Raw genomic sequence first — 21825 nt, 5'->3', positions numbered from 1 at the left:
CTTAAGTTGATGGTCTAAAAGTAATTGAGTCCAATTTCCACGAACCACCCAATACTAAGTTGCGTGTATTCAAAGTCATATCAGTCACACAATCAAAGTCAGCAACCACTTGCCCTTCGCCGTTGTATAGACGCGCCCAAACTGCTGTACCTGTTTTAATGACTGTTTCTTCTGAAGTCGGCATTAAATCAATACTGTTTGAATTAATTTGCTTAAAACAAGGCTTTTCTAGCTCAAGCGTGACAAGTTTTGCGGAATCATTCGCTGCAATGGTTGTGTTTGCAGGTTTGGCATCATCATAAAAAGAAAAGGTAGCATTTGCGCTACCTTTGTCTATAAACAGAGTTAAAGCCTGTAGTAATGACAGACTGGCATTAAGTGAGGGTCTAATCATTTCGGCACCACATTGTCTTGAATAATAGCGTTATAAGTTGATGCAGGATGATGCGCAACAAGAAAGAATTTAACTGCAGTTAAATGATCAAACTCATAATTACCCTGTGCGTCTGTTAAAGTTTCGGCAATTAAGCGCCCTGTGTTCTTCTCAAACAAGCGCACACGACAAGGAATTGGAACTTTCTTTTCAGTTACAGTACCAATAATTGCTAAGCCTTTAGTATTAACCAGTATGACTTCTATTGAATTATTCACAGCAGAAATTACTTTGAGATTTAACAACATTATAAATCTCCTATTTTTAGAATGACTTGTCCTTCAGTAGTTGTTGTACACGCGCAATTGAGTGCAATAAAGATTTCTTTATCATTCTCAACAAATGCTAAATGCGCATAGGGTTTTATTTGAAATAGCCAATAAAGTCCTTTTAATACCCCTCGCAGTACAGTCTCATTAAGATAAACGGGAGCGAATGGGCTACTGTTAGTTAACGACGAAGCACCAATGTAATTTGCTGACCCAGAGTAAACTTGAGCTGCCGCTGCAAGTGAAAATGTTGTTGCTTCAACATACTGCGCATTTTGTGTATATGCTCTTTGAATTAGTGTTTTTTGGGTTGATACTGATCCAGCCCCTCCAGTGGATTGCCCCTTATAATACCCTGAATTTACAGTATTATTTATGAGTGTTGAAATCAAGAACTGATTACTTGTGTCATTTTGAAGTAATTTTTCAAAAGAACCGAAACCATAAAACAATGCTGCTGTATTGTTAGTAACTCCAGTTGGAAGGATATAAAAATAATCTTTTGTTCCAACCAGCACCCAACTTCTATTACCCACAGGTGGTGCTGATGAATCACTAGTCGCTGTAGTAAATGCCGCACCATGAGCATAATACCATCTCGACCACCCATTCATTGCTGATGTCCCTGAACCCGTACCCACCCAATTTTTATCAGGACTAGCTGAGTCATACGGCGCCTGAACACCCAACATCGTATTGATATCAGTCATATCTTCAACTAGACCAACTTTTGCATATTTCGCATACGTTGCTGTGTATGCAGGATCTAGTTCATCAACAACACGTAAAAAAGGACGACTTGGTAAGAGTAAATTGGTAGAACGATACGCTGCTTTTCCACCTGTGCCACTGCTATGTGTGCTACTAAAAGGTTTCTCCCAACCCAATGGCGGTAATGAACATACAATTGTGCCCGATGCTTGCGTTACCGTTGCTGTATTCGCGAGTTCAAAAGTAAATGAATTCGCATTTGGTACAGATAAAATTCGATGTTCACCGTTAAACTCTGATTGATTCGCTCCTGTAATCTTAATCACTTGGTATTGCATCAAATTATGTGCGGCACCAAAAGTCACAGTGACAACTTTGCCTGATGCTTTAAGCGTCGAAACGGATTGAGCACCAAAACCATTCACCAAACACGCATCTAACACATCTATCATGCAACCAAAATTATTAGTAAGCTGTGGTGCATTGTTATTGGTATGCACATAAAACTTAATATCTGTATTTGCGACCATTTTTATTTACTCATAAAAAAGACCGCACAAAGCGGTCATAAAATTAACTTAATCTTCAAACAATACGATCAATATCACCGCGCAACATGATTTGAAACTGATCTGAAATCTGACTTGGTTCGGATTGTTTTACAGTGCGAATACACCAAATTGGGAACGTTGCAGCAATCGTATTGAAGCGCAAAACATTACCCGATGCCCAACCTGCACCCCAACCTTCTTTCTTCACGCTAAAGTATGGTGCGCCTGTGACTGGGTTGATTGGCTCACAATCTGTATTCACAGTACTTGTGCCAATCTGCCCAGATGTTTCGCCAATAATTCTAAAATTCGTATTGTCAGTAAACACCAACGCCCAACGTTCCTGTGCTGCACCATTATTTGTAACAATAATCGGATATAAAGCATCATTGTACTGCGCTGAAATTGCACCGCCTGATGCCTCATCTTCCCAGGTACTATTCCATGTTTGTTGTACAAACTTTCGAGTGTAACGTGCTTGCATATCACCGATCACTAATGCAGATCCAACAATCGAGTCAGCAGCACTGTAGTTATGCGTTACAGGTTTAGTAAATGTCACCTGACCGTTAATTTGCACGTCTTTGATTAGACCCATATCTTGATAACGATATTTGGCAGAAATCGGCGAAACTAAAGTATTTAACGCAAAATCACCGCTTAAAGTAAATTTTCCATAGTCATAATCCACCACATACATATCGTATGGGACTTTAGTACCTGCACTATCTTCAAGTTCACAATAGGCAATACGTTGATCATCCAGTGCATAAGTTTTACCCGCGACATGATCAGTCATTTGATGCATTTTCGTTGCACTAATAATACCAATATCACCCACGCGGAAAATCGGAACGCGCCCATCAAGTGGCAAGCGTGTTGCAGATAAACCAAGGATCTCTTGATCAAGCGGAATATAACTATAAGCCACAGCGTTGTAGCGTACTGATTCAGGTGCAACCCACACTGGATAATTGATATATTGTTTACCTGACTCTTCATATTCAAGTTCTACGCTATACCAATTTTTTGCTTCAATTTCTTCCCGATTATCTACAGTGATTTCAGTCTTTTTATAGAAATACAGATCGACAAAACCTGTGTCGTAATTAATCCCACCATGTGCTTCAGCAGTTTCAATCACACCGTTGTCATCAGCTCGTAAAGTGAGTTGACCAAATTCCAAAGTCCCTACAACTACAGTTAAAGAACTCGGACGAATCGGAATTGCAGGTGTGCGAAAACTGACTTGGTTGATTGGTGGGATATCTGTGGTTGTCGTTAAACTCTGCAAAACAAGATTGTTATCAACGCTTGGTGTCCAGCTGCTTAGCTCGACTTTGCCTGTGCCATATTGAACCGTACCCGACAAAGTACCACTATTATTAGATGGATCCACATCACGATACAGCGTGCCGACTCGATCAATAAAAGTATTATTTCCGAGCTTGAAACGCACCGAACCGACAATAACTTGCTCATCAAAACCATTCGTTAAATCAAACTGTAGCTTTTCAGCAGTGATTTGCTTTACATCAGCATTGGTCCCTGAGCTATCCCGATATTTAATTTTAATATCAGGGCTGCCACTGTATGCAACATGTCGAGAATTAACTTTTTCAATTTCGGTTGTTTGTGGTAAAAAAAAAGACATTAGGCAGTCCTCACTCCAGATGACATATATTGCACACCTGTATATTTTGTAACTTCAATAGTTTTATCGAGATATGGAGTAATACTCACTAACCCCGAAGCATAGGTGATGGTGCCTTGAATATTGCCGAACAGGTCGACCATGTTGCCTGTAGTCGCATTGATCGGCTGATCAACTAAAGTCACTTCTGCGAGTGTGGATCCTCGTACCGGCACTACAATTTCTACGCTATTCGGTTGAATCGCTGCACCACTGCCAATATTAAGCACTAACTTCCCATCAGCATCAGGACTACTCGCTTTGGTCTGTTCCAGTGCAGTACCGTAGTTATAGTTCACAGTGAACACCGTACCTTTTTGCGGTAGTTTGCTTGGAACAATGCGCCCTGTACCTTTGGCATAATTGATGGTGCCTGTGGCATCGCCTGTAAATTTCCCTTGCGCGTTTGATGTTGCTGTTTTGCTTTGTCCCTCAAGCAACCATGACACTGTTACGCTATTTGCAGCAATTCCTTGTTGTGCCAAATCAAATTCAAATGCAGCAGGTTGAACTGCTAAATTTGATCGAATAAACGTTGTAATTGGTGTGCCCCAAAGCAATAAGATCGGCGTATCCACATCAGGCAAAGCACCTGTGGTGAGCAACCAAGATCCTGTTTCATAGCTGATCGTGCCAGATCCAAATGAGGAACTCGCCCCAGTCAACATACCTGAACCATCATCTTTCAACACGTAGAATTTACCTTGTGCCATATAAGAAATGGTCAGCGATCCGGGCGCAGGAATCGGAGTAATCACCCCTGTCCAATTGGCGCTTTGATTATTCTGCGTCACAGGCAAAGCATAAGAATGATAAGGTTGCACGGGTGCAGAAGCAGGTTTAAAAGTGATATTTAACGTCGCATTACCTGTACCTGCGCTTTGTGTCCAGCGGATTAAACCTCGCTGATAGTCAATTGTTCCGACTTGAATACCATTGTTATTCTTTAAGATACCGCCCTGATCCGTGATCGATTGGTTGAAAAGCGTAAAAGCCACAGTACCAGGCATCACACTCGAGGCTAAATACAGATTTTGATTTTCACCAATCGTAGTTGGATAACTCGCTGAGATGGTCCCGTTATTCCCTGCAATTAATGTCATATTTTCCGAGTTGGCATTGACATCAATAATCGGAGTTTCAGACTGAGCTGCAGGGATTAACTGAGTAAACATACTCTTTGCATTGACTGTATATGTACCTACATTCACATCATCAGCAACACCCACGCTTGAATAATAATTGCCTGTATCTGCCACTAAAGTTTCACGTAAAATTGAAGTAGATTTTTGTCCGCTATACCACTGTTGAACCGATACCCCAACAAAATCTATAAGCAGAGGATCATTTAAAGTATAAGTTGCAACTTTATACTCAACCTCTTTACCATCAATAATCATTTTACCGATGCGCGTTTCAACCTTAGTAATACGCACGTATTGCTCAAACTCTAAAGCACCACCTTCATTTGAGATAATCACGAAAGAATTCCCTGCACTGAGCTCCGTTTCACTTGGAAACATCACAGTTTGCAGGATCTTCATGCCTTTCCAATGCGTGTCGAGTGGCAAACCGACTGCTTGACCACCTTTTGCAAGATAACTCTCAACACGGTTTTGTGCACTTTGACGCTCGTCTGTCCAATCCTTTGTACTGAACAATGTTGCCGAAACATTTGGATCTGCTGGTAATTCGGAAATAAATACCGTGGCACCCATTAAAACATCGGTGTCATTTGTCGTTACAGCAGGAAAGATCTTCCGCATCGACACATCACCCATAGTGCGATCGAGTTCTGAAATATCGTTAAATAAATTATTGCTTTGACCATCAATAAGCTGCTGCCCTGAGTACTTGCCGCCACCATCAGTGGTATCAGTTAAACGCTCAGACTTATAGATAACCAAATTATTGGTTTCAATTGGCATGTTATAACTCCAAGAATTTAATCGTGACTGAGTAATAGTCATCTTCAGAAACAGTTGGAATATCCTTGACTGTTTTTGGGTTTGAAATCGCACCTTCTTGATGATTGAACTTCACATTAAAGCGACGGTTATCGTGCGGGTAATCAAACTCAAGTATGAATTGTTCGTCTTGCAGTGCTGACCAATCTTGTAGCTTGGACAACTCGCGGCGCTTGATCCACCCCATGCCTTCATTAGATGGCACAAGAGTAATGGGTCGTCCTGCTTTCTTTTTGCCTTCCTGAATAATTAAAGTTCCATCGACTGCAAACTGCTGTTTCTGTTCAATCGGCTTGTAATCAAATTCATCAGACCAAAAAAAACCGTTCTCTATAAGAACGGCTTCACTGGTTGCTACACGTATTAGTTTCATTTAAGTACTCTTTTTAAGCATTTCAAATTCACTCATGATGCTTTCTAGCGTATCTACATCTTGATCAGAACCTTCTAATTTTGCTGTTTGTTGACCATTGGATACTTCTAATCGACGAGTTGATTTGGGATTGGATATCGAAACAGTATTGGTAGATGGTGCATAGCTTTGATATTTTTCTAATGCTTCTTTGATATAAAGTGTATTAGATAGACCACCACCTCCGTTTGCAAATGCCCCAACAGAGTCATAGCCATTCTTAGCCAACCATGTAGAGGATGCACTCTTGTATCCGTTCATAGGACCTTTCGAGCTTTGATATAAATCCTCAGCTATCTCTTTCGCTCGTTTATCGTCGTAACCCATTGCTTTAAGTTCTGCTGCAATTTCTTCAGTGTTATACGCCATACGAGTTTTTGAACCTTGAGGTGTTTTATGCATTCCGCCTGATTGTGCATCAAGTGCTTTCGCCCACGCCTCAGTTGTAGATAATGCCTCTTCACGTGCAACAGCACCAAGATCACGAAAACCTTGCTGAGCACCACGTGTTGCATCACGAACGCGATGCATTGAGTGTTCCATTTTTGTTCCAGCATCTACTGTGACTTTTCCTGCCTCATCTACAGATGAAGAAAGACCAGCAGCAGCGAGCTCCCCTTCATACCAAGCAATTTTTGCAGCATTACCCGATGCATAAATTTTATCTGCCATATTAATGAGTGCTTGTCTAATCTGTTCTGCCGATGCGGTGCCAGATTGCTTCATTACATTAAAAGCATTCATCTGAGCAGATGCCATTTTATCTGCCTCAATACTTGAAGTAACACCAAGCAACTTATAAGCTTTCTCGATTTCAGAGATATTCTCAGGAATCTTTGCATTCACTTGGTCAAGATATTCCATGCCCATTTGAACTTGTTTCGCTGAGAGCACACCTTGTTTTTCAAACTCCACTAATTTTGCTTTTGCAGCATCAATCTCAGCTTGGTTTTTTGCCTGATCAGCCCATTTTTGCCAACCCTGATAAATCATGTCGGTTGCTTGCTTACCCGTTGCACCCATGTCTTGAAGACCATTAATAACAACATCTAGGCTTGCTTCTGACTTGGTAAATTCTTCTGAAACAAGATTCAATGCTTGGCTAGTATCAAGACCTAATGCTTTTGCAGCCTCTGAGAAAGTTTGGCTTCTCTTGATGACAGCTTTACCTTGCTCATCATACTCAACCACTAAGCCTTGCGATGTAAATTGCAACTCCTGTTCTTTCGTGATGATGCCATTTGTTGAGTCAATAATTTGTTGTGCAAGCGAAACCTTCTCTTGGGTGATTTCCTCTTTCTTACGCAATGTATCTAAGTCACTTTGCGAAACGCGCTGATCAGCCTGAGTTTGTGATGCTGCAAGTCGATCAATTTGCAACATTGCCTGTGACCAAGCATCAAAGTCACCTGCTTTTCTTGCTTGCACTGCTACTTGTGATAAACGAACCTGTTCATCTGAGTAGTTTTTTTGCATCGCAAAAGAAGATGCATCAATCTGTTGAATAGCATTATTTGACTGTTGATGCTGATCTACACGCTGCTGATTTGCCTTTACTTGAGCACCACCCAAAGCATCTAAATCTAACTTTGCTTGACTATATGCTTCAAAATTACCCGCCTTCAATGCAGCATTGGCAACATCATTTAAACGCACTTTTTCAGATGCAATAAATGCTTCGTTTTGAATGATTGCATTACCAGTTTCTTGAGTTGAAGTAACTCTATTTTGAGCAAGCTTCTTCTCTTCTACAGATAATGCCTCAAGCTTTGCAAAACGTTCCGCATTTTGCCTGATTGAGTTTTCATGATGAGTAACTTCAAGCTTTCCTTGATCATTGATTGTTGCGATAACCCCATCACGCAAAAACTCCTCTTTAGTTAGATCACTAAGAACACCTTTATTTAAAGCCATTGATGATTCAGCCAAGATTTTAGCTGATTCGAGTTTATCCTTATCGCGCTGAACGCGATTCTGAGTGACTCTATTATCAACCTCATCCAGTGCATTTGATTCCTTTACAATTTTACCAATTGCAACAGTGTCATTATTTGCACGTGCTTCCGCTAACTTTGCTTGAAGTTCGGTTCGTTTTTCAGCATTTGTTTTAAGCTGTTCTTCTGCTTTAGCTTCTTCACTCAAAATGCGTGTCAAATTTGCTTTATGATCAGCAAGTTTTTTCTGATTTGCTTGATCAGCATTTAAAACACTATTGTCTAGAGCTTTTTTAGTGCTTGATTCAAATTCTAGTACTTTTTTCTCTGCTTCGGCATAATACTTATCACGCTGTTCTGTTAGTACTTTATAGTCATCATCTAGTTTTTTTCGAACATCACCCCAAGTAAGCATCTTGATGTAATACGTGGCTGCTGCTGCAACATCATAAAAAGCCCCCACTAAAAAACTAACACCAATACCTATTGCTTTTGTGCCATCAGATAAAGCACCTATTGCAATGGCAACACTATTAATGATAACAGCTAAACCACTAACACTCTGATTTACCTCACCATCAATAACACCAGACCAGCTAAACAACACATCCAGACCTGTTGAGAATGTATCAAATATAGTTACACCAACATCCACAACAGTTGAAATTAAGATTTTTATAGCATCATACGCTGTAACTATAGCATTCTTAACTGATTCAATAATGGATGGGTCAATCGTTCCAAGAATTTCGCCAAAATATGAAACACCTTGAGTTGTATCATTAAATAATGTTTTTAGAACATCAAGATTTTCACTGAGCATCAGTAGTGTACTAACAATACCTTTTGACGCTGCATTTGTTGAATCAATCTCACCGATCAGCATGGTGAAATTTGTTTTCAGGTTTGTTAATGCACCACCGATAGTGGTTGGGATTTTAGTATATTCTTCAGCAATTACAGCAGACTGCTCTTTCAATGCTTTGATTACAACCTCAGCAGTCAACTTCCCCTCGCCCGCCATTGCGCGAAGTTCACCTTTCGTAACATTCAAGCTATCAGCTAAAGCCGTTGTTAAGCGCGGTGCTTGCTCCATCATACTATTGAATTCTTCGCCACGAAGAACCCCAGACTGAAGCCCTTGGATCAATTGCGTAATTGCTGCATCAGCAGAAGCAGCACTACCGCCACTAATTTGGATTGATTGATTAATCGCCTCTGTAATTTGTAATGCTTGCTTCTGAGTAACGCCTAAATCCTTACCCGCCTGATTGATACGCGCATAAAGGTTAGCAGTTGATTCAAGACTTGAAGTTGTGCGCGTTGCAACTTGTCGAACACCTTCCAATGCTTCGTATAATTCTTTACTATCATTAGAAACAAGGTTTACTTGCGCTGAAATATTTTGAAAATTATCAGCAATCTGTGCGAGTTCATGTACACCAAAGCCAATTCCGAGTGCAGCCATTGCACCTTGTAGTACGTTGATACTGCGCCCCACTTTACCAAGGGCCGCATCTGATCTGTTTGCACCTTGCTCTAGCTCTCGTGTTCCACGCCCTGCTGCATTCTCAAAACCACGCAATGAATTTGTAGCTTGATCAATGCCCGTTTCAAGTTCACGGACTCGCTGTCTAGCACGTTCTATATCCTCAGGTGTTGCATTTGTTGCCGCAAGGCGATTAACTTCTAAACGTGCGCTTTCAAGCTGCTGTTCATACAATTGCAATTGTTGTGTTGCATTTCGTGCAAGCTGCTCCAATTGCTCTCTTGTATGTGTTGCACTTCGACCATTTTGATCAATGCTATTTCTAACATCATCAAGATTTGTAACTAGTCGAGAGATTTGTTGCTGAAATTCTGTAGGTACAGGCGGTGTTTCCGAAGCTGCACGCGCTGCGTCTTGGTATGCTTCAACTGCTATGCGTGTTTGATCAATACCGCGCTCTAATTGACGAACTCGATCTTGAGCGTTTTGAATATCGTGCGGTGTGGCATTTGTAGCAGATAGACGATTTAACTCCAAACGCGCTTCCTGCAACTCGCTTTGCATTCGGTTAATTGCTTGCTGACCGTATTCACCCATTTGTTGAATATTTTCAGAGCTGACTTCTGATGCATCCGAAAGCCTATTTAGTTCTAGTCTTGCATTGTCAAAACTTTGAACAAGTGTGCTGACTTCATCCGACATTTGCATCGATTGACGTAAACGATCTGCTTCTTGTTTAATACGATCAAACATCTGCTTTGCAGCATCAGAGCTTCTTTCTAAATTTTGCGTTAAGTTATTTGTATCTGCATTAAGTATTAATTTAAATGTAAGATCTCTAGCCATTCGATTTACTCAACTTTTAAATATGCAATAAAAAAGCCGAACTACATTAGCTCGGCTTTTTGATAAAACTTAGTTTGATTGTTTAATATTCAATAAAATTGACTTACAACTTTTTACAGTAACTCACCCAACTATTATTAATTCTTCTATTTTACGAATACGCTTTAAGACACTTAAAACATAACACTAATAAATAATCTTTTATCCACCAATCATACTTCCACAATGCTTACACTTTCTAGCATCGTAACGAATATACTCACAGCAATCAGGGCATTGTATTTGTTGAACATTATTACTTATTGATTGTGCTGATTGTTGTATTTGTTTTTTAGGCACATACAAACGGATATTGCTACTTTTACATGCACTACATACACCACCACCACGATTAAGCATCCAATAAATAATACCCAATGGAAACATAACAAGAAGTAAAACAATAAAAATTGTAGTACTTCCCTTTTTACCTGTTGCGCCAACATGACCACACGCGACACACTCAACAACCTTGTTACTCATAATCATCGCACCCATTCGATTTTATAAACACCGCCATTCACAATAGTGACAATATAATTCTCATTATCGACTTTATAACTCAAATCAATAGCAGCATGAGACCAACCAGCACGATCTTTTAATACATAATGACTAATATTATTTGGTTTACCCAACTTCTGATAAACAGAATCTTTAGAGCTACCGAGTTCAATAAAATCATTTGATGTTCGAATTGAACGAACTTCTGTCGCAGCAGCAAATGTAGAAATACACAATAAAGATGCTAATAATAATTTTTTCACAATAATTCCCCTTTTGTTGTATTTAGAGGTTAGCCAAAAGACAATTATTGATCAATGTAAATTTATTCTTTATTTATCTCTTTGGTATAACTCGCATAGCCTTTGTTATTAGCATGATAAGCAAACCGCATTGTTGCACCATAGCTTAATAAATGGTTTCGCTCATTACGCTGAGCTGCTTTTAAGTATTTCATAAATGCACCCCAACTATAATTTAAAATATCCTCGTGTTTATGCCCTTTACTAATCAATGTTTGAAATGAATCAAACCATGTTGTTTTGTCTTTTTTACTCTCTTGTTTATTTGTTTTTTTAGCATCCTCTTGATCAAAGAATGCTTTATTCACATTAATCACATCTTTAAATAATTCAACAAATTTATCTGCATCATTTTGAATCATCTCATCAATTTGCGCACCTGTTGCATCTGTTACAAGTAAACACATCGCTATTGCTTTAAACTTATTTGCTTGAATTGCAGCTTCAATACTTTCATCTGAATAATTTCTTTTAAGTGCGATTCGAATAAGTTCAGCGATTGAAACCCAATTTTCTAATTCTTTGACTTTAAATTGTCTAATTTCTTGACCATACTTATTGATATATACATCATTATTTGCAAGAAAAAAATCATTCATGATGAAATCCTTAAAAACAGGCACAAAAAAAGACGCTTAACGCGCCATCATTTGTGCCTGTAATTTTTTAATTTGCAGGAATATTAACCACACAACCAAACAAACCAAGCGCAGCATCCGTACCTTTTGTTGTATCAGATAGCGCTTGACCTGAAATTTCATACTGACCTAATTCCTCATGAATTAGAGGGAATGTGGTTTCAGGTGACTTCTTAGTACGCCACAAATTTACCGCCATGTGACCACCTGTTGCTGTGTTAATACCTTTAAAGAACAATTCATATTCCTTATTAAAATCACTCGCAATCGTAGTACTGCTGACTGCACCAGTGGTATAACTCGCTGTTACAGGCTCTACAATTGCTTCATTAAAAATCACAGTACCAAACACTGCATCAAGCGTGTATTTTTCCTTAGCTACAGGTGTAGCACCTGCACTAAAAGTGACATCAGTTAACGCATAACCATTGAGTTTAATTTCCTGCCCAACTTTCACAGTACCCAGCGCTTGATCTACGACTGGTACACTTGCAACCTCAGTAGTCATGCCCGATAAAATATATTTCAAATTCTCAGCATCAACCTCTTCAAGCTGACCTGAAAAATTTACACCTGTTGTTTTCGTCAACACAAAGTCAGTTGTACGTTGCCCAGACGTACTTTCTTGATGTTCCACTTGATCTGTAGTAATTTCAAGCTCAAATTCAGGAACGTTACCAATGTGGCGCATTGCACCTGCAACACCGTTTACGATTTCAGATAAATAAAATTTACCTTGCAATGAAATATAGTTCTTCTTAGCCATTTGCTTTATTTACCTCTTTAGCGAGTTTTACCGTTGCAGATGATTTCACTTCTTCAATGACTTTATCTGCTACTAATTTTTTAATCTGTTCATTTGACAGACCACCAACCGTATCGCCACCATCAAAGCGACCTACGGGTTTTAAAGCCTTGTATTGCTTATCCATAATTTTCCTTAAACAATAAATTTAGACTCAAAAACAAGCGTGATATACACACATGTTGCTGAATAATCTTCTTCAACCGCAATCAGATTTAAAGGTCGAATGCTTGACTTGGGTTGCCAACCAGACAATAACTTCAATACTTTTGTTGTAAGCTGCCCCACGCTTTCAAGCACCGCTGAACCATCAAACATTTGTGATGCAGCATGACGCTCACTAATCGTGACTTCCCACTGTTGGTTCAACATATTTGCTGATGATTTACCCGCATCATCAGTTTTACGCACACGACGATAGTAAACTTGGGCGTTAGGAGTCACTTGAGATAACTCTGTCACTTGCGCTGAATTCGCAGGTGTATAGATCTTTTTAAAATCAACAATTTCAGCTAATTTCTCAGCAATCTCACTGCGTACAGCAAAAAAGTTACTTTCTTCTGTCATTTATTAAATGCTCCTGAATTATGGTTAGCACCTCAAGTTCATCACTCTCGGTTAGACCCAACCATGGTCGACGTGGCATATTAACTTTGTATGCTTTACCCATGACCTCTTGCATAAAGTTAGAACGCGCTTTACTGACAAACTTATTGCCTACCAAGCCTGTACGCTGATCTTGTCTAAAGTACATACGGCGTATACGTGCAGCATAGTGAATCTCACCACCAAAATGATGAATGGGACCATATTCAACATTGGTACCAATCTCAACACCATCTACCGTGACATTGTGAGTAATAGAGTTCATTAAGCGTGATGTGTCACGTAAAGTTGTCCCACCTTGTCGCTTTACTCGCCCTGAGATACGCCATTTACCTTCCAATCCCTCGCTATTTATCCATCGACTACGAATATTGCTGACAATAGAGTGACCGATTGCATCGAATAGTTCAGGTTTTTGTTGATCAAAAGTTGTTAAACGCGCTAAGGCTTGCATTAAAGCAGATTCAGCATCTGCATCAATCGTTATACCAATACCCGACATATACACCTCACTTAATGCTTGGCATCATTCCCAGTACATCATCACCAAAAACACCACCACGATAAGTACTACCGATTGGCATTGTTGTTGGCGAGTTCACAGGTTTTTCTTCAGTCACTTCATTTTGAGTATTGAGAATATTCAGGACAGCTTTTCCATCAGCAACACGTTTCAAGAAGTCGATTTCAGCTTTATAACGATTTTCAATTTCTTCCGTTGGTCGCTGAAAATAAAGTCGGTAACGCGCAATATTGCACGCTATTCGTTTCAAAGTACTTGGCGTTTGGGGTAAAGGGAGCTTGTAACGCACAGCAATATAGCTATCAATTTCTTCTGATGCATCCTGCAAAGCTTCTTCAATTGAATTGCTCACTGTTTGCATTATTTCTAATTGCTGCATTTCCCCTTCCCCGAAACGTGTTTCTAAATCATTTCGGGTGGCGTACATAGATCACCTATTTTTAAGATGCTGCTGTCTTTTTAATTTCAGCAGCGAGTTTCTTTTCAGATGCAGCAAGCGACTTTTCAAGCTCTGTCACTTTGGCTTTTAGCTCGGCATTCTCAGCAGTCAAACTCGCTAACTGAGCTGCTGCACCATCATCCTTTTCAAGCTCTGGCTCTTTCGGCTCTGCGATAGCACCAGATGCTAAAAGGGCTTGAATGCGTTCATCACTCAAGCCCTTAATTTCATCACCTGGCATAAAATGCCCGATGGATTGTTGCGCAATATACTTTGGCATTTTTACTCCTTATACAATAAAGCCCGTACCACCGCACACACCATTTTTATTTGATGGCACAGCAAGTGGAGCAGATTCGGTCATTAAGAAAATACCGCTTGGATCTTCGTTATACCATTGACGGTCAAAGTATTTCTGTACAGCGCCATTTGCTAATGTGTTTTTAATTTTGCACTGAGCAATAGAGCCATTTAGATCAGAAATAGCACCAAAATAATCATCAGGAATAAAGCGCTTAACACCAGATTTCAAACGATAGGTGCCGTCATAAACCCAAAGCTCCTTATCATCCAAGTAACCTTTAAAAGAGGCATCTTCTTGAACATTTAGGCTTGGTTTATATGGCACAGCAATACCTGCATAAGGCTTAATGAAGCGCTCTTTAAACTCTTCATTTGCAAATAATGCAGCCCAAACCTTGCCTGACATTAAATAAGCTTTCGAGCTTCCACCATTTGCATCAAGTAGTCGCTTTTCGATCAACTCTAAATCTGAAACTGGTTTTGCACCTGTTTGGTTCCATGGGGTTGCAGGCGTAAATGTTAAAGATGCGTCACGCTCATAATCAACCATGTTGTATTCATAGTCATCTGACTGAAGCAGGTACTTACCATTTAACAATAACTCTGTCGCCATCAGTAAGATCGAGTTATCAATCGCATCATGATTACGCTTCATTACTGCAATTTGAGCAATGATCATTTTCTCTTGATCAGATAGCTTTTGACTACCTGTTGAGATAATACCTGCAGTACGCAAACGCTCCATTAAGGCTTCATCAAATGACGTTGCAGCAGTGACCATATTTTTAGGTTTGTAATACGCAGGCTTAACAAAATCAACTTTTGCAGCGCGTTTAGTGTCAAATGGTTTACCAGGTTGATGTGGTGAAACCAATGGAGCAAGATCGTGAACCGTATTAAGTTCAGCTAGTGGAACTTCATCGCGATCAAACGCAGGGCGATTTGGATAAAACTTTTCTAAAATCCAAGTGCTCATTGGTTTGTAGTTTGAGTGGATCAGCGCCAACTCGCCTACATCAAGTAATTCGAGTGGTGCACCATCAATAATAAATGATTGAGCCATTAATTTAGATCCTTATACTTTTGAGAATTCAATATGGTTTAGGGTTGCTTTGGCACGTGCCGCATCATATTTGGTAGGATCTAGATACACACCTGCTAAACGGATTGCTTCAATACTGAACACGCCACCAAAATAAATCGGGATTTCTATCCCATCTGTTGCCATTTTTGTTGCCTGAGCAGCTGTTACATCTTGACCACAAACAACATTCCATGTTTTTTCATCAAGTGCGTGATCAACCACATTGGCTTCAGAAAGCGTCAGCAGATCACCTGCTTTATATGTTTTTGCCGTTGTAACCTTGGCATTCGCACGACGTAACTTAGAAACATCCAAATTAAATGGGCGCGTTTCGCGAGTTACTGTGCCTAAATATGTTTTATTACTCATGGATTAAGCCCCTTTATTTTGTGCTGCAAATGCTTGAGCACCCGCTGTGAATTGGTGTTTCTCTTCACCACCCTGTTGTCCAGTACCTTGTCCACCTGTTGCTTGGTGACTAAACAAATGCGCAAACTGTGGTGGTACCGTATTGTTTTGTGGTGGTGCTGGTGTAGGCTGACCACCCGCAAACTGCTTCATTTGTTGCGACATGAATGCAAAAGATGAGTCATCCATATTGGTATAAGATGTTTTTTCTTCTGCGCTAAATTGTTTATTCAATACAGTTTCAAGTGATTTGATATCTTCTTCACGCTTATCTGTTTTGAACTGTTTAAGTTCTGTTTGTGCAGCATCACGTTCTTGTTCAGCTTTTGCTTGTTCTGCTTTTGCTTGTTCGAGTTCGGTCACGTCTGTGTCCTCTTGATTAAAATTAGTTTTAGGGGTGTGGCTTGCTGCCACAGCGTTGGTATTGTCATCTGCACCTAAGGCACAGAAAGACACTTCACGAATACGACCGCCACGGAACACGGTGATAGGTCCTTGATGAATCTTTCCATTGACTGATACAGATGCACCTGCCTGAATTTCTTCAATGGCTGATGGCTCAATTCGCACAGACATCTGCCACGGAAAGCCATCGTCCGAGTCTTGGGCGACCTGAGTACCAAACTCATTACTCATTAGATCACCTGAAACAGTTAAACCTGTTTGATGATCAATAGAGTGTGTATTGATTGCTCCTGCACGTTGTCGTGGTGAATGTTCAAGCAAGGCAGGAATGCGCCCTTTCACTTCCATAGAATCCAAATCAAAAATGATTCGATCCCAATACCAGTGGTCTGTGATGGGTTCACCGCTGTAGGCAACACCCGAAAATGTACGTTTTTTCTTGCCTTCTTCAGCACTATCAACACTCAGTTGCCCGAGCTGAAAACAATACTGATTAGGCTTTTCATCATCTGGCATTTTCCATGCTCCAATAAAAAACCACCCGAAGGTGGTTATCTTGTTCTGTTGACTGTTAATCACTATTACATTTAATTAATCAAAGCCTTTACTGTATAAACCATCTGGCCATCCTTGGTTTCAATCGAAACCACTTCAAATGCCAAACCAAGCTCAAATAAAACACCTTGCCCAGCATTCAACTTTTCAAGATCAATCCCAAGACCTTTAGCATTTTCAACTTGAATCATCACATCTGACTGACCCGATAAAAATAATGGCGCGTTCAGAGTAATAGTCTTACCAACCTCAAGAGATGCTGCATAAGCAAGCATCGTTGAGCCTGTTACTGTGGTCGCTGTATTTACTGATATTGCTTGAAGTTTTGCCATGTCCTCTTTTACCCAACGCTTAAGTACATCATCGGCAAGGCTGATTGATGGTTGAGTTAAATAAGCAGTTAAAGCAGCATCATTACTTTGCACATAATCAATCAATGTTTTAATAGCGCTTGGTCTAATTGATGGATCTAGCGGAATAACAGTATTTGCAATTGTGTCAAATAAGTCTCGACTTAATGGACTCATTGGCGCTAAAAGACTATTTAACTTTTTAGATGCACCCCATTCTGCCTTTATTGCTTGTTTTTGACTGAGTAGAAACTCCTGATCTAAAACTGAAGCATTAATCTTTTTATCAACCAGACTTTCCAACTCGCCAAACTGCAATGGATGTGAACTCCAGTCTAAAGCTTCAGCAACTTCAGGCAATTTGTCATCAGGTGTAATTCCATATTTGAGTGCTTCTGCTTCCGTAAGTGCTATAACAGTACAGCGACAGCGAAATCCCAATGGCGGATAATGTGTCAACCAAAATGGATCATCGATATGCCTCACAATTCGATTCAAAGCAAGATGACTAGGACGAACTCGACTGTCTTCGATCGCTGAATACATTAAATAAGGGCGACCAGATTTATTTCTCTCCTGTTGTACCCAACGCCCATATCCATAGGCATTTTGGATATTGGTTCGAAATACGTTATCCAGATAGTGCCTCGGTAATATAATTTCAGCATCAGCGACAAGTTTCTGAAAGTCTTGAAAAGTACCACCATTTGCCAAAGTTTTATTTAACGAGTTAATTACCGACTCAACTTGTTCAAGACTCGACAAAAAACTCACAGTGGTTGCCATTTGTCGCATCTTAAGATCCATTGAGTAAAACTCATCAGGTAATACAATGTTTTTACTATGAGCGTAATGAAGCGCTTCAAGAAATGTAACTGGTCGCATTATTCCTCACTCGCTGTTGCATATCCTAAAATATCAGCAGCATATAAGGCTTGGTCTAAAGCAGTTGTGAACTGAGTGCGTGTTGCACCAGGAATCAACTGCGTTAAGTTAAATATCAGACTTTCTGGATTATTCGACTCAGCAGCAAGTTGCTTAATTTGTTCATTACTTAAAAGCTGTAAATCACCTTGACCATCCGTTAATTCTTCAACTTCTTGTTGCTGTGAAGATATATTCTGCGAACTCGCTTTAAAACTAAAAACGCGCTTTGGTAGCGCGTTAAATTGAGTTTGTGATACTTGTTCGGGTTCTGCAACATCCCCCTCTTGTAAACTATATTCACGCTTAAAGTACTGCGGTGTAAGATTTGCTCCAGCATTCTTTAAATGTGCGTCACGCTCAGCTTGGTCCTTATTCAATGGCTTGGGTTTTTCACCCACCATCACCTTATACTCACTCCAATTGTTTAATTTGCACAATGCATTAACAACTGCTTGAAGTGTAGGTGTGACCAAACGAATATCGGATTTCAATTTATCAAGCCGTACATTCTCATGTACTTGACCTAGAGCATTACTACCACCACCATCATTTCCACTCGTGAGTGTCTGACCTAATACAACTTTTTGGATTTGGCGAAGCAATTGATTGTTAAAAGATTCAAACGCACCACCTGTAGATCCACTGGTACCAGAAGTTGAAAGCATCTGCACATCATCTTGACCATCAATCGTCAATACGCTTTGAGCATGTGCATTCAGCAATGCATTATTCATATCTTCAGTGGTTGTGCCTTTACTCTTTACTTTTGCAAGTAAAATCGGTGTGCCAAAACGCTCTAAAAATTTAGCCCAAAACTTGAAACCGTTTTGCTTGAAGAAGAATAACCAATATAGAGTAGCCAATAAGGCTTTGCCGTATGGTTGCTCATAACTCGCTTTACGACGTGTTAGAAAGAATTTAAAAGTTTGATCAACCTCTTTTTCAGTCATCATGCCATCTTGTCGATAGATTAAGCGACCATCATTCTTTGGCTCAAACCATTGCATCGGTTTCTCACCAATCCATTTTAAACCAACATAACCTTCGGGCTTTAGTTCATACACAGCTTCTTGAACAGAATAACCAAAGAACAGCGCGTTTAGACCACATGATACGATTTCAAAATACCACTCTTTTATTGTCTCATTAAGAAACTCAGCCTCTACCGTATCATTTGGTTCAATGCGAAATGGTGCAGCAAGTAGAGCATCTAAGCGCGTTTCAACAGTTTGGGCAATTTCATCATCATCTAGCATGATTTTAAGTTTGTGCCGTTGAATACCTGCTTTCCTTAAAACCTCATCTGTATCAGGTTGACGACCAAAATTAACTAAAAAACGCGTTACAGCTTCTTGAGAATATAAACTTCCACTCGACAAAGCCTTTTTTGACGCTTTGCCTTTATTTGACTTTGCCATGTATTTACCTATGAATTAAAAAACTCGACTACCTGCACCTGCAGGTTTAAGACCCTTACGCCCTTGAACCCCACTAAAACAGATCATCACACTGTCTGCTCGGTTTGGGGATGAGGCACCATCAGGTTGTTTATTGACTAGAATCTTACCTGCGCCATTTTTTGTGTATGTAGGTTGTGACAGCTCAGTTGTTAAGGCTTCTAATTCAGCCTTTGGCAAATCTTCACTGGACAATGAAATAATCGAATCAGGATCAAACTCCATTCCCTTAAGCGCACGATACGTGTTCTGGAATCGTAAACGGAGTGACCACCATGCTTGCGCTTTCAAGTTTGCAAAGAAATCAATATTCTTTCGCGCTTCAACCATTTCCTCATCTGGCTCAAATACAGAACCTGAACCCCTAAATGGATCCACATCAATCTCAGGAATGCCTTTTTCTTGATTGAGCTCATTGATCACACGCGCATCGCCTCGACATCCAGCTCCCAACCCATCAGCATCGTAAAGAAAATGATCTAAATTACGCTCAAGACTAATATCAATCGCTTTTTGCGTAGTTCCAAATATGTCATCGCCAACACCTGACCATGTAGCTAAATACTGCAAGACAATACCGTGACGATCAGCAAATGAATTCTTATCTTTACCTTCATCTGCAACATCGAGACCACCTATACGTTCACCCGATGGTTGAATTTTAAGTTTAATATGCGCATCAATTGCGGCTTGAACCCAAGCACTTGGAATCAACACGCCTTCTACAGATGCAGCATAGTTAATATCAACTTCTTGCGCTAAAACCACATCATCTAATGTGGCTAATTGCTTTTCATACCACGGATGAATAACCTTCCCACTATATTCCACAGTCCAATTTTTATCTGGATTAGCTCGCCAAGGCATTGTGAACACGGAATAACGACCACTGAAACGATCTCGATAGAATCGATCACCAATACCATTCGGAGTAGATCCTTTAATGTGTACGTTCGTATTCTGTGATATTGCTGCATCTACTGCTTCTTGACGTTCTACGAATGCCCATTCATCAAGGAAGTACATTGTGGTACGTCCACCACGACCAATGTTATCGCCAGCCTCACCTGTGATGGTTGCACCATTGTCTGGGTTAATGATTCGCATATAGTTGTCATGAACTTTTTCGACAAACTTTTTAGGCTTTATCCAATCTGGCATTTTTGAGAACATGTCACGGAACTTATGAAATAGGGTTTTAGGATCTCCCTTCTTATCCACGAGTTCTTCTTTACGACTTCCCACACCACCTGCAAAACCTTCGACAAACAACCAACGATGTAGGAAAAAACCTAAAACAACGTAAGACATTCCCTCATCACGGCTTTTTTCAATTAAGCCATGTGTCTGCGTGTTCTCACGCTCCAACAACCAATCGACTAACTCGACTTGCTTAGGGCGCAGTACAAATGGAATATTTGCAGGTAAGCCAAATGCCATACCACGTGGATCGTATGTCCAGATCCACTGATTAAACCAATGCACAGGATCATTCTTGCATTTATACACCTCAGCCTCTTGGCTCAACTCGCATTGCTCAATTAAAGCCTTGTAGTAATAGCGCCGTGTCATTTCAGCTACAACTTCAGGCAAACGCGTGTTCATCGTCCAATCTTTAATGAGTGGTGCGATTTCTTCTAATGCATAAGTCATAACTTACCTGTAATCGCTAAACGTGAAAGCTCTTGTGGTGTCATGTTGGCGAGTTCATCTGGTGTGTATTTTGGTAGAGATTGTTTTTGTTCAGTCTCTGTTTTTATTGCACCACCATTTGCGCCAGTATGTTCCTGCCGTGTAACTCGCCCATCTGTTTCTTGAAAAGCTTGTTTTAGTAGATTCTGCTTAAGTCGCTTATTCCTACCAGAGTCGTCATACATCCCTTGAAGTTCTTTCAGTCGGAATGCTTTATTCGCAATCGCAATATCTTCAATATTTTCTCTAAAGTCTGTTCGAGTTCGCTCAAATAGATCCTTTAATTTTTTACTCAGGTTTCGACCTGCATATTTGGTCGGATCGTAATTTTCACATTGCTGTCTTTCAATTTCCAACCCAAATCTTTGCTTGACAGCATCAGCTACTTGTTGAGGGGTTTCAAAGCAAGCAAGAGACTGAACTATAAAGATTTTTACAGGCTCTTTAAGTGCTGCCATAAACTCACCTTTGTCATGCTACGTC

23 protein-coding genes are annotated in these 21825 nt (G+C 40.1%); all 23 read right to left on the bottom strand.

Annotation, left to right across the window (positions count from 1 at the left end; all coding sequences use genetic code 11):
* Position 1 precedes the first annotated feature (1 nt).
* Positions 2-394: a hypothetical protein gene (locus HX005_RS11095; RefSeq protein WP_286377410.1), complete on the bottom strand. Its 393-nt coding sequence runs from the start codon at positions 392-394 to the stop codon at positions 2-4.
* Positions 391-681, bottom strand: a complete 291-nt coding sequence (locus HX005_RS11090; protein ID WP_286377409.1) for a carboxypeptidase regulatory-like domain-containing protein — start codon at positions 679-681, stop codon at positions 391-393. Before HX005_RS11090 ends, HX005_RS11095 begins: the two co-directional genes overlap by 4 nt.
* Positions 681-1943 (bottom strand): hypothetical protein, encoded by a 1263-nt coding sequence (locus HX005_RS11085; RefSeq protein WP_286377408.1) that lies wholly within the window; start codon positions 1941-1943, stop codon positions 681-683. The genes HX005_RS11090 and HX005_RS11085 overlap by 1 nt, the downstream gene beginning before the upstream one ends.
* 55 nt (positions 1944-1998) lie before the next feature.
* On the bottom strand, positions 1999-3618 hold the full coding sequence (locus HX005_RS11080) for a hypothetical protein (protein WP_286377407.1): 1620 nt from the start codon (positions 3616-3618) through the stop codon (positions 1999-2001).
* The gene (locus tag HX005_RS11075; protein WP_286377406.1) at positions 3618-5585 is read right to left on the bottom strand and encodes a hypothetical protein; all 1968 of its coding nucleotides are present in this window, start codon (positions 5583-5585) and stop codon (positions 3618-3620) included. The genes HX005_RS11080 and HX005_RS11075 overlap by 1 nt, the downstream gene beginning before the upstream one ends.
* A 1-nt stretch (position 5586) precedes the next feature.
* Positions 5587-5997 (bottom strand): hypothetical protein, encoded by a 411-nt coding sequence (locus HX005_RS11070; protein WP_286377405.1) that lies wholly within the window; start codon positions 5995-5997, stop codon positions 5587-5589.
* On the bottom strand, positions 5998-10305 hold the full coding sequence (locus tag HX005_RS11065) for a tape measure protein (RefSeq protein ID WP_286377404.1): 4308 nt from the start codon (positions 10303-10305) through the stop codon (positions 5998-6000).
* Between the two features lie 201 nt (positions 10306-10506).
* A complete protein-coding gene (locus tag HX005_RS11060; RefSeq protein WP_286377403.1) occupies positions 10507-10827 on the bottom strand; it encodes a hypothetical protein in 321 nt (106 codons plus the stop codon).
* Positions 10828-10829: 2 nt separating this feature from the next.
* Positions 10830-11111: a hypothetical protein gene (locus HX005_RS11055; protein WP_286377402.1), complete on the bottom strand. Its 282-nt coding sequence runs from the start codon at positions 11109-11111 to the stop codon at positions 10830-10832.
* Positions 11112-11173: 62 nt separating this feature from the next.
* The gene (locus HX005_RS11050) at positions 11174-11749 is read right to left on the bottom strand and encodes a hypothetical protein (protein WP_286377401.1); all 576 of its coding nucleotides are present in this window, start codon (positions 11747-11749) and stop codon (positions 11174-11176) included.
* 67 nt (positions 11750-11816) lie between these two features.
* On the bottom strand, positions 11817-12554 hold the full coding sequence (locus tag HX005_RS11045) for a phage tail tube protein (RefSeq protein ID WP_286377400.1): 738 nt from the start codon (positions 12552-12554) through the stop codon (positions 11817-11819).
* Positions 12547-12720, bottom strand: coding sequence for a hypothetical protein (locus HX005_RS11040; protein WP_286377399.1), 174 nt, complete (start codon positions 12718-12720; stop codon positions 12547-12549). Before HX005_RS11040 ends, HX005_RS11045 begins: the two co-directional genes overlap by 8 nt.
* Before the next feature lie 8 nt (positions 12721-12728).
* On the bottom strand, positions 12729-13160 hold the full coding sequence (locus HX005_RS11035; protein WP_286377398.1) for a phage tail terminator protein: 432 nt from the start codon (positions 13158-13160) through the stop codon (positions 12729-12731).
* Positions 13144-13701, bottom strand: a complete 558-nt coding sequence (locus HX005_RS11030) for a phage virion morphogenesis family protein (RefSeq protein ID WP_286377397.1) — start codon at positions 13699-13701, stop codon at positions 13144-13146. Before HX005_RS11030 ends, HX005_RS11035 begins: the two co-directional genes overlap by 17 nt.
* Before the next feature lie 7 nt (positions 13702-13708).
* On the bottom strand, positions 13709-14149 hold the full coding sequence (locus HX005_RS11025) for a gp436 family protein (protein WP_286377396.1): 441 nt from the start codon (positions 14147-14149) through the stop codon (positions 13709-13711).
* A 13-nt stretch (positions 14150-14162) separates the two neighbouring features.
* A complete protein-coding gene (locus HX005_RS11020; RefSeq protein WP_286377395.1) occupies positions 14163-14441 on the bottom strand; it encodes a hypothetical protein in 279 nt (92 codons plus the stop codon).
* A gap of 9 nt (positions 14442-14450) precedes the next feature.
* The gene (locus tag HX005_RS11015) at positions 14451-15527 is read right to left on the bottom strand and encodes a major capsid protein (protein ID WP_286377394.1); all 1077 of its coding nucleotides are present in this window, start codon (positions 15525-15527) and stop codon (positions 14451-14453) included.
* 12 nt (positions 15528-15539) lie between these two features.
* Positions 15540-15917: a hypothetical protein gene (locus HX005_RS11010; RefSeq protein ID WP_286377393.1), complete on the bottom strand. Its 378-nt coding sequence runs from the start codon at positions 15915-15917 to the stop codon at positions 15540-15542.
* Between the two features lie 3 nt (positions 15918-15920).
* Positions 15921-16877 carry a hypothetical protein gene (locus tag HX005_RS11005; RefSeq protein WP_286377392.1) on the bottom strand — a complete coding sequence of 319 codons (957 nt, stop codon included), beginning with the start codon at positions 16875-16877 and terminating at the stop codon, positions 15921-15923.
* Between the two features lie 71 nt (positions 16878-16948).
* Positions 16949-18151, bottom strand: coding sequence for a phage head morphogenesis protein (locus HX005_RS11000; RefSeq protein ID WP_286377391.1), 1203 nt, complete (start codon positions 18149-18151; stop codon positions 16949-16951).
* Positions 18151-19611 (bottom strand): phage portal protein family protein, encoded by a 1461-nt coding sequence (locus tag HX005_RS10995; RefSeq protein ID WP_286377390.1) that lies wholly within the window; start codon positions 19609-19611, stop codon positions 18151-18153. Before HX005_RS10995 ends, HX005_RS11000 begins: the two co-directional genes overlap by 1 nt.
* A gap of 15 nt (positions 19612-19626) precedes the next feature.
* The gene (locus HX005_RS10990; RefSeq protein ID WP_286377389.1) at positions 19627-21303 is read right to left on the bottom strand and encodes a terminase large subunit; all 1677 of its coding nucleotides are present in this window, start codon (positions 21301-21303) and stop codon (positions 19627-19629) included.
* A complete protein-coding gene (locus HX005_RS10985; protein ID WP_180047261.1) occupies positions 21300-21800 on the bottom strand; it encodes a DUF2280 domain-containing protein in 501 nt (166 codons plus the stop codon). The genes HX005_RS10990 and HX005_RS10985 overlap by 4 nt, the downstream gene beginning before the upstream one ends.
* Positions 21801-21825 lie beyond the last annotated feature (25 nt).

This window comes from Acinetobacter sp. R933-2 (assembly GCF_030325485.1).
In the GTDB taxonomy this organism is placed as follows: Bacteria; Pseudomonadota; Gammaproteobacteria; order Pseudomonadales; family Moraxellaceae; genus Acinetobacter; species Acinetobacter sichuanensis.
Note: the sequence above shows the minus strand (reverse complement) of the source record. Positions and strands in the feature narration are given on the sequence as shown.

Coding starts and splice junctions, on each gene's coding strand:
- HX005_RS11095 (WP_286377410.1), bottom strand. CDS start 394: ATGATTAGACCCTCACTTAATGCCAGTCTGTCATTACTACAGGCTTTA.
- HX005_RS11090 (WP_286377409.1), bottom strand. CDS start 681: ATGTTGTTAAATCTCAAAGTAATTTCTGCTGTGAATAATTCAATAGAA.
- HX005_RS11085 (WP_286377408.1), bottom strand. CDS start 1,943: ATGGTCGCAAATACAGATATTAAGTTTTATGTGCATACCAATAACAAT.
- HX005_RS11080 (WP_286377407.1), bottom strand. CDS start 3,618: ATGTCTTTTTTTTTACCACAAACAACCGAAATTGAAAAAGTTAATTCT.
- HX005_RS11075 (WP_286377406.1), bottom strand. CDS start 5,585: ATGCCAATTGAAACCAATAATTTGGTTATCTATAAGTCTGAGCGTTTA.
- HX005_RS11070 (WP_286377405.1), bottom strand. CDS start 5,997: ATGAAACTAATACGTGTAGCAACCAGTGAAGCCGTTCTTATAGAGAAC.
- HX005_RS11065 (WP_286377404.1), bottom strand. CDS start 10,305: ATGGCTAGAGATCTTACATTTAAATTAATACTTAATGCAGATACAAAT.
- HX005_RS11060 (WP_286377403.1), bottom strand. CDS start 10,827: ATGAGTAACAAGGTTGTTGAGTGTGTCGCGTGTGGTCATGTTGGCGCA.
- HX005_RS11050 (WP_286377401.1), bottom strand. CDS start 11,749: ATGAATGATTTTTTTCTTGCAAATAATGATGTATATATCAATAAGTAT.
- HX005_RS11045 (WP_286377400.1), bottom strand. CDS start 12,554: ATGGCTAAGAAGAACTATATTTCATTGCAAGGTAAATTTTATTTATCT.
- HX005_RS11040 (WP_286377399.1), bottom strand. CDS start 12,720: ATGGATAAGCAATACAAGGCTTTAAAACCCGTAGGTCGCTTTGATGGT.
- HX005_RS11035 (WP_286377398.1), bottom strand. CDS start 13,160: ATGACAGAAGAAAGTAACTTTTTTGCTGTACGCAGTGAGATTGCTGAG.
- HX005_RS11030 (WP_286377397.1), bottom strand. CDS start 13,701: ATGTCGGGTATTGGTATAACGATTGATGCAGATGCTGAATCTGCTTTA.
- HX005_RS11025 (WP_286377396.1), bottom strand. CDS start 14,149: ATGTACGCCACCCGAAATGATTTAGAAACACGTTTCGGGGAAGGGGAA.
- HX005_RS11020 (WP_286377395.1), bottom strand. CDS start 14,441: ATGCCAAAGTATATTGCGCAACAATCCATCGGGCATTTTATGCCAGGT.
- HX005_RS11015 (WP_286377394.1), bottom strand. CDS start 15,527: ATGGCTCAATCATTTATTATTGATGGTGCACCACTCGAATTACTTGAT.
- HX005_RS11010 (WP_286377393.1), bottom strand. CDS start 15,917: ATGAGTAATAAAACATATTTAGGCACAGTAACTCGCGAAACGCGCCCA.
- HX005_RS11005 (WP_286377392.1), bottom strand. CDS start 16,877: ATGCCAGATGATGAAAAGCCTAATCAGTATTGTTTTCAGCTCGGGCAA.
- HX005_RS11000 (WP_286377391.1), bottom strand. CDS start 18,151: ATGCGACCAGTTACATTTCTTGAAGCGCTTCATTACGCTCATAGTAAA.
- HX005_RS10995 (WP_286377390.1), bottom strand. CDS start 19,611: ATGGCAAAGTCAAATAAAGGCAAAGCGTCAAAAAAGGCTTTGTCGAGT.
- HX005_RS10990 (WP_286377389.1), bottom strand. CDS start 21,303: ATGACTTATGCATTAGAAGAAATCGCACCACTCATTAAAGATTGGACG.
- HX005_RS10985 (WP_180047261.1), bottom strand. CDS start 21,800: ATGGCAGCACTTAAAGAGCCTGTAAAAATCTTTATAGTTCAGTCTCTT.